Raw genomic sequence first — 8,103 nt, 5'->3', positions numbered from 1 at the left:
TAGTAGTCTGAATCGGATTCTAAACCTTGCATAATTTGAACACCTGCACTCGCACCAATACGTGTCGCACCGGCATCAACCATTGCTTTGAAATCGTCTAAGTTACGTACACCGCCGGACGCTTTCACTTCAAGTGCATCGCCTACTGTTTCTTTCATTAACTTCACGTCTGCGACTGTTGCGCCACCACCTGCGAAACCTGTCGATGTTTTCACAAATGTCGCTTGTGCTGCTTTTGATAATTCACATGCTTTCACTTTCTCGTCATCTGTTAATAATGTCGTCTCAATAATGACTTTAACTGTTTTACCTTGTGCAGCTTTCACGACCGCTTCAATATCTTTTTGAACATCATCATAACGACCATCTTTTAATGCGCCGATATTGATCACCATATCAATTTCATCAGCCCCATTCTCAATGGCATTTGTCGTTTCGAACGCTTTCACCTCAGGTGTATTCGCGCCAAGTGGGAAACCAATCACAGTACATACAAGTACATCTGAATCTGCCAATTTCTCATGTGCATACGCAACGTGTGTAGGATTCACACAAATCGATTTGAAGTGATAGCTTTTCGCTTCGTCAATAATCTTGTCGATTTGTGCACGTGTCGATTCCGGCTTTAATAGTGTATGATCAATATATTTTTCAAAATTCATAAGAATTGCTCCTTTTTCTTTGTTTCATCATATGTATTATACAATGTGACCCATTAAAAAACGATTATTTATACTTTCTAAAACCGTGTCTACATACGTATCTTTATACCAGAAGAACCTCAACTATTTTAATTTTTCAGAAAAATCATTGAATTTAGATTTATTCCGTGCTAGTATGGAAACATCATTTTAAAAACACTTTAACATGGTAGAGAGTAAAAGCGAGGTGGATTTATGACAAATGCTGTCATACAGAAAAAATTATATGAACTTCAATTTTTACAACGTGCTGAAAAACACGGGTTTGCGATTATCGATACAGACTTTATTGAAGCATTACATTGGACGCAATTGTCTCAAGATGATTTGACGCAAATGCAAGAGCGTTCAGTTTGGCAAAATGAAACGACGCTTTATGCCTTACGTAATGACTTTACAGATCAATTGAAACGCTATTATGCCGTTTATCAAAGACATCACGATTTAATTGCTTATAGTGGGCCTATTGCAAGACACCACGAGGTAGCTACACATCTTGGACTAGAATGTTACGAACCGACCATTCAACATATTCAATCTGCATACCAATTTTTCAAATCTTATATCGAGTCCGTCTTACATGACCAGATTGATTACGTTGTACTCGGTCATTTTGAGTTGATACACCTTTTATTAGGAGCAAAAGCTGAAGATCGTACGCTATTAAATTTATTAGAACAACGTAATATGTCAGCACTCGCAACTTACTTGAATGTCTCACATCCACTCATTCAACTGCTCAATACACCTACAGATGCACAATTAGATAAATTACACACGTTATATCCTGAAGACCATCGTATTTTACAAAGTTTAACGCGGTGGACGACCTTCTTAAAACAAGAAGGAATCACGAACATTCATCTTGATATAACACCACAACCACCACGGTCTTATTATAAGGGGACCTTTATTAAAAGCCACTTGTCTAGCGGCAAAGTATTATCCGGTGGCTTTTATCACGATGGTCTTAAAGGGTTTGGACTTGGACTCACACTCGATGAAAAGGAGGATAGTGTATGCTCACGATAGCGCTCGCCAAAGGACGACTTATGAAAAGTTTCATTGCTTTTTTAGAAAATAATGGAAATACAAATCTTGCCACACAACTCAACCATCGCGGTCGTGCGTTACAACTTGTCACGCAAGACTATCGATTTTTATTCGTTAAAGGACCTGACGTCCCCAAATATGTCGAACAAGGCAATGCTGATATTGGTATTACCGGAAGCGATATATTAGAGGAGGCAACCTATGACGTCAATCAATTGCTTGCCCTCCCTTTCGGCCATTGTCATTTAGCAGTCGCAACTTTCGAAGGCACGCATACCTATCAAAAAATCGCAACTTCTTATCCTAATGTTGCAGCAACATACTTTAAAGCAACTGGTCGCGATGTTTCTATTATCAAATTATCAGGTTCAATAGAACTTGCATGCGTCATAGGTATGGTGGATGCGATTGTAGATATCGTTCAAACAGGCAACACATTGAAATCCAACGGTTTAGTTGAAAAAGAACATATTCAAGATATTCAAGCACAACTCATTACAAATCGCCAAAGCTTTTTTAAAGTTTCAAAAGAAATAGATGCATTTATTCAACACTTGGGGGTGTCACGCATTGATTCTTGACGCACAATCATTTTTACAACAATTGCATAACACAGCACCTTTTGATGCTCAAATCCACACGGCTGTCGCAGAAATATGTACGCGTGTTAAACAAGAAGGTGATCGCGCATTAGTCGCTTACACAAAGGCATTCGATGGACATGTGCCTACTTCACTAGAAGTCCCTCAACACATGCTCAAAGAGGCCTATGACACACTAGATATTGAATTACGCCAAGCTCTTGAACATAGCTATGCACGTATTGCACAATATCAATCTCAAATACGATATAACGATGGGGACGCTACAAATGATATGTACGAAACATACCACCCATTAGAACGGGTAGGCATCTATGTACCAGGTGGCAAAGCAAGCTATCCTTCAACAGTACTTATGACAGCCACCCTTGCCAAAGTAGCCGGTGTATCAGATATCATCGTCGTTACCCCACCCCAAAATGGAAACATCGCTCAAAGTGTGTTAGCTGCATGTTGGATTACTGGCGTGACACGTGTTTTCCAAGTCGGTGGCGCCCAAAGTATCGCAGCACTGGCGTATGGTACAGAAACGATTCCTAAAGTTGATAAAATCGTGGGCCCTGGCAATCAATATGTAGCGTATGCAAAAAAATATGTTTACGGTGAAGCCGGTATCGATCAAATTGCTGGTCCGAGTGAGATTGCGATCATTATCGATACTTCCTGTGATTTAGATGACATTACGTATGATATTTTTGCACAAGCAGAACATGATGAACTGGCGCGCACTTTCGTAATTTCAGAAGATAAAGCTTTACTCCAACGCCTTGAACGTCATATTCAAACGAAAATCGCTTACGCTGAGCGAAAGGCCATTTTAACCGAAAGTATGCAGCATCATCATTATTTAATTCATACAGAAAGTTTTGAAGACAGCTGTCGCGTTTTAAATGATATTGCACCAGAACATGCATCTATACAAACTGTGACCCCACAACAGTACGTGCCGTATATTCATTATGTCGGAAGTTTATTTTTAGGACGCTGGTCGCCTGAAGCTATGGGGGATTATATCGCTGGACCGAGTCATGTTTTACCTACGAATGGTACAGCCCGTTTTCAACATGGTTTAAGCGTCAATGATTTTTTAACAAAACATACGGTCATTCAACTTTCTAAAGAGACGTACGACCATACGTATCACGATGCGGTATTACTTGCTCAAGATGAAGCACTCTATAATCATCAACGTTCATTATTAATAAGAAAAAAGAGGTGACACTCATGATTCACATGGATAAAAACGAAAGTCCCATCCAACCTATTTCAAGGCAAACGATGCACGCGTTATTAGATGAATGTGCCTATCATCTCTATCCAGATGAGGCCTATAATGCCTTTAAATCGGCTTACGTTCGGTATTATGGCAACCTTGACACCGAGCAACTCTGTATCGGTAATGGGTCTGATGATTTAATTCAAAAGTTGATGATTGCGATGCCCAAAGGGCCTTGTCTCGCTTTACATCCAGATTTCTTTATGTATCAAGATTACGCACGACAAGTTCAACGCCCTATAGCCTATGTTGACGCAAACGATGACTTAACTTTTTCGATTGATGCCATCGTTGCTCGTATTCATGAAGTACGCCCGAGTTTCTTCATCTTTAGTAACCCACACAACCCAACAGGTTATCGATTTAATGAAAGTGAAGTCGCTCGTATGCTAGAGGCCGTGTCGCAACACGACGGTTATCTTGTAGTAGATGAAGCGTATGTCGAATTTTCAAAACCACTTAAAATAGACATGACAGAAAAGCTTTTACGAATGCGGACATTATCAAAAGCATTCGCAATTGCAGGTCTTCGCCTAGGCGTCTTAATGAGCACCAAAGAAACCATTGATATCGTGAAACAGATCGAACATCCATATCCGATGAGTGAATTCACTTTAAAAGTCGGTCAACACCTATTTAATGAACGCGCCGATACGGACGCATTCATTGCACATCAACGCCATCTCAGTACACGACTTAAAACCATTTTACAAACTTATGCGTCTTCATGGATGACGGTTTATACAAGTGATACCAATTTTGTGCTCACAAGAGGCACTGCAGCAATTGCGCTAGGAAACTATGTCAAAAATCATGGCTTCCTTCCCCGGTTTTATAACGCTGAATCAGAAAAAGCGATGGCGCAATGTGTGCGCTATTCCATCGTAACAAATGAAGCACTAGATCAATTCGAACGTATTGTAAAAGAATGGAGTGAGCAATATGACGTATCAAATGAAACGTGAAACGAAAGAAACGAAAATCGCCATAGAGATCACACAATCTGCTGACAGTCATATTGCGACAGGTGTTGGATTTTTAAACCATATGTTGACACTGTTCAGTTTTCATAGCGGTATCGGACTGCACATCGAGGTTGATGGTGATACTTGGGTAGATGATCATCACACGACGGAAGATATTGGAATTGTGCTCGGACAATTATTTTTACAAATGATTAAAGATCAACGTCACTTTGAACGCTACGGCACCCAATACCTCCCTATGGATGAAACGCTTGCGCGCGCGGTTGTAGACATTAGTGGTCGCCCTTATCTTTATTTCAACGCAACATTTAGTAAGGAAAAAGTGGGCACGTTTGACACCGAATTAGTTGAAGAATTTTTTAGAGCGCTTGTCATCAATGCACGACTTACCGTCCATATTGATTTACTCCATCAAGGTAATACACATCATGAAATTGAAGCCATATTTAAAGCATTTGCACGTGCGTTTAAACAAGCACTCGCACCTACAAACGATGCACGCGTCCCTTCTTCAAAAGGAGTGATCGAATGATTGCGATTGTAGATTATGGACTCGGCAATGTCTTAAACGTCAAACGTGCTATTGAACATTTAGGATATGAGGTATGTTTAACACGTGATGTTGCGTTATTAAAACAAGCTGATGTGCTCATTTTACCAGGTGTCGGTCATTTTAAAGATGCCATGACTACCATCCAGCGCCATCAACTCGATTATTTTTTAAAAACGACGACACAACCGATGATAGGTATTTGTTTAGGCATGCAACTGTTATATGACTGGAGTGCTGAAGGTCACATCAATGGACTTGGCCTAATCCCTGGCAAGATTGAAGCGATTCAGACACCTTACACTGTCCCTCACCTAGGTTGGAACACATTACGCAGTTCATTTGAAGGCTTTCATCAAGATGTTTATTTTATTCACAGTTTTCAAGCGCTGATGACTGATAGCGTCATTGCCTATGCCGATTACGGTGCTCAAATTCCAGCGATTGTTCAACATCAACATTATATTGGCATTCAATTTCATCCAGAAAAAAGTGGTGATGACGGTTTAAACATTCTAAAACAAGCGCTAGAGGGAGGTTGGAAATATGATAAAACTATGGCCCGCCATTGATTTAATCGATGGACAAAGCGTGCGATTAACAGAAGGACAGTATGCGACATCAGAAAAAATGTCACGTTCGGCAGAAGAAAGCATCGATTTTTATAATCAATATACTTGCGTAGATCGTATTCACATCGTCGATTTAATTGGTGCAAAACAACAAACTGCGACAGAAGCCGCCTATATAGAAACACTCATCAAGCGAAGCAACAAACCCGTAGAAGTTGGTGGAGGCATTCGTAATGAAAAGACGTTACGCGCCTATTTTAATGCAGGAGTTGATTATTGCATCGTTGGCACACAGGCCATTCAAAATATCGGTTGGCTCCAAGAGATGAGCACATTATTTCCCGGGAAACTGTATGTATCCGTTGATGCTTACGGTCGTAATATTAAAATAAACGGTTGGTTAGAAGAGACCGCTCTCGATTTGATTGACTTTTCTAAAGACATCGCAACTTTCCCCATCGGCGGCATCATTTATACAGACATATCAAAAGATGGGAAGTTAAAAGGCCCTAATTTTAAAACGACTGAACAGCTTGTTGAAGCAGTCGATGTTCCCATCATCGCCTCAGGAGGCATACGACACCAAGACGATTTACATCAATTAGAAGCCATCGGAGTTCATGCTGCTATTGTTGGTAAAGCTGCACATCACTCTGATTTTTGGGAGGGATTGTCATGATAAAAAAACGCATCATTCCTTGCCTAGATGTTAAAGATGGTCGTGTTGTAAAAGGCGTTCAATTTAAAGACTTACGCGATATCGGAGATCCTGTTGAACTCGCGCTATACTATAATGCGGAAGGTGCCGATGAACTCGTGTTCCTAGATATATCTAAAACTGAAAAAGGCCATGATTTAACATTGGATGTCATACGGCGCACCGCAGAACAACTTTTTATCCCTTTAACAGTCGGTGGCGGTATCTCGTCATTAGAGGATATCTCCCACGTTTTACAACATGGTGCAGATAAAGTTTCACTGAATTCCGCTGCGTTAAATAACCCTGATTTAATTCATCAAGCGAGCGAAAAATTCGGCAAACAATGTATTTGTATCGCCATTGATAGTGATTATGATCCAATCGAAAATGATTACTTTTGCTGTACACATGGGGGTAAAAAACGTACTTCAAAGCGTGTATATGATTGGGTGAAAGAAGTTGAGGGACTTGGTGCAGGAGAATTACTTGTGACAAGTATGGCCTTTGACGGTATGAAACAAGGCTTTGACATCGATCATTTAAATGGCATTGCCAAACGTGTTAATATTCCAATCATCGCATCAGGTGGCGGTGGGCATGCCACGCACTTTACTGATTTATTTACACGCACTCACGTTTCAGCAGGGCTCGCGGCAAGTATTTTACACGATAAGGAAACTACAATTCGTGAGATTAAACGTACACTACATGAAGGAGGTGTCCCTGTACGATGGCATTAAATCCCGATTTTTCAAAAGGATTACTCCCTGTAATATTACAAGATGCTGAAACACACCAAGTCCTTATGTTGGGGTACATGAATGCAACAGCATTCCAAAAAACGATTGACACTGGTGTCGCTTGGTTTTACTCACGCTCTAAACAACGCTTATGGCAAAAAGGCGAATCATCTGGTCATATCCAACGTGTCGTTGATATGCATTTAGACTGTGACCAAGACACCCTATTATTATTTGTAAACCCAGAAGGGCCCACATGTCATAAAGGCACTCAAAGTTGCTTTAATACGCCGGTACCTTTTCATCTGAAACAATTAGAAACTGCAATTCAACAACGATTGAAACAAACTGACACGGCATCATATACGCATTACTTGATGACACAAGGTCGTGAAAAAATCACCAAAAAATTTGGTGAAGAAGCGTTTGAAGTTGTCATTGCGACGATGAACAACAATCAATCAGAAGTCATTGAAGAAAGTGCCGATTTGTTATATCACCTAGCCGTATTATGGCAAGAACAAGGTGTTTCAATTGATGACGTAGAAACTAAACTTGCCGAACGTCATCAAACAAAAAACAACTTTAAAGGTGAGCGCGCTAATATTGAAACTTGGTGAATACCAATTGAGTTATAAAAATAACCGATTCACATTTATATGTGACATCGGTTATTTAGCTTCTTTTCAGTTTGATTTACTTCGAACAAAATGAATGGTTTCATTATAGGACATCGTGGCCTCATCCTCGCCGACATAATTGATATGCCAAACATCCTTATTTTTATCATCGTTATTTCCAATTTCATCGATTTCTAGTTGAGATGATTTATTAAATTTATATTGGTACCAATCAGACAATAACTTCAAATTCGGATCATTGTCAGGAAGATCATAATTAAATTTATAATTATTGTTTTTTTC

The 8,103-nt window shown here is 39.9% G+C and carries 11 protein-coding genes; 9 read left to right on the top strand and 2 right to left on the bottom strand.

The window, feature by feature from the left end; genetic code table 11:
- Positions 1-662, bottom strand: a 662-nt coding sequence (gene deoC, locus CD172_RS00055) for a deoxyribose-phosphate aldolase (RefSeq protein ID WP_103345076.1), incomplete at its 3' end; no start/stop codon positions are given.
- Positions 663-896: 234 nt separating this feature from the next.
- Between deoC and CD172_RS00050 the strand changes: the two genes are divergently transcribed.
- Genes CD172_RS00050 through hisIE form a run of 9 tightly spaced genes read left to right on the top strand, consistent with a single transcriptional unit; the run spans position 897 to position 7,800 of the window.
- Complete coding sequence (locus tag CD172_RS00050) at positions 897-1,733, top strand: ATP phosphoribosyltransferase regulatory subunit (RefSeq protein WP_103345075.1); 837 nt, start codon at positions 897-899, stop codon at positions 1,731-1,733.
- Positions 1,721-2,335: an ATP phosphoribosyltransferase gene (hisG, locus tag CD172_RS00045; protein WP_103345074.1), complete on the top strand. Its 615-nt coding sequence runs from the start codon at positions 1,721-1,723 to the stop codon at positions 2,333-2,335. Before CD172_RS00050 ends, hisG begins: the two co-directional genes overlap by 13 nt.
- On the top strand, positions 2,325-3,575 hold the full coding sequence (gene hisD, locus CD172_RS00040) for a histidinol dehydrogenase (RefSeq protein ID WP_103345073.1): 1,251 nt from the start codon (positions 2,325-2,327) through the stop codon (positions 3,573-3,575). Before hisG ends, hisD begins: the two co-directional genes overlap by 11 nt.
- Before the next feature lie 5 nt (positions 3,576-3,580).
- Positions 3,581-4,597 (top strand): pyridoxal phosphate-dependent aminotransferase, encoded by a 1,017-nt coding sequence (locus tag CD172_RS00035; protein WP_103345072.1) that lies wholly within the window; start codon positions 3,581-3,583, stop codon positions 4,595-4,597.
- Positions 4,575-5,150 (top strand): imidazoleglycerol-phosphate dehydratase HisB, encoded by a 576-nt coding sequence (gene hisB / locus CD172_RS00030; RefSeq protein WP_103345071.1) that lies wholly within the window; start codon positions 4,575-4,577, stop codon positions 5,148-5,150. Before CD172_RS00035 ends, hisB begins: the two co-directional genes overlap by 23 nt.
- Entirely contained in the window at positions 5,147-5,740 is a 594-nt protein-coding gene (hisH, locus tag CD172_RS00025) for an imidazole glycerol phosphate synthase subunit HisH (protein ID WP_103345070.1), read from the top strand. The genes hisB and hisH overlap by 4 nt, the downstream gene beginning before the upstream one ends.
- Positions 5,715-6,419, top strand: a complete 705-nt coding sequence (gene hisA / locus CD172_RS00020) for a 1-(5-phosphoribosyl)-5-((5-phosphoribosylamino)methylideneamino)imidazole-4-carboxamide isomerase (protein ID WP_103345069.1) — start codon at positions 5,715-5,717, stop codon at positions 6,417-6,419. The genes hisH and hisA overlap by 26 nt, the downstream gene beginning before the upstream one ends.
- Positions 6,416-7,180 carry an imidazole glycerol phosphate synthase subunit HisF gene (gene hisF / locus CD172_RS00015; RefSeq protein WP_103345068.1) on the top strand — a complete coding sequence of 255 codons (765 nt, stop codon included), beginning with the start codon at positions 6,416-6,418 and terminating at the stop codon, positions 7,178-7,180. The genes hisA and hisF overlap by 4 nt, the downstream gene beginning before the upstream one ends.
- Complete coding sequence (gene hisIE, locus CD172_RS00010; protein WP_103345067.1) at positions 7,171-7,800, top strand: bifunctional phosphoribosyl-AMP cyclohydrolase/phosphoribosyl-ATP diphosphatase HisIE; 630 nt, start codon at positions 7,171-7,173, stop codon at positions 7,798-7,800. The genes hisF and hisIE overlap by 10 nt, the downstream gene beginning before the upstream one ends.
- Positions 7,801-7,866: 66 nt before the next feature.
- Here the strand turns inward: hisIE and CD172_RS12645 are convergent.
- Positions 7,867-8,103 (bottom strand): Csa1 family protein (locus tag CD172_RS12645; protein ID WP_169925238.1); only part of this gene is annotated, 237 nt, incomplete at its 5' end.

This window comes from Staphylococcus agnetis, assembly GCF_002901865.1.
Lineage (GTDB): Bacteria > Bacillota > Bacilli > Staphylococcales > Staphylococcaceae > Staphylococcus > Staphylococcus agnetis.
The sequence above is the reverse complement of the archived record's forward strand: the minus strand, read 5'-3'. Positions and strand labels throughout refer to the sequence as shown.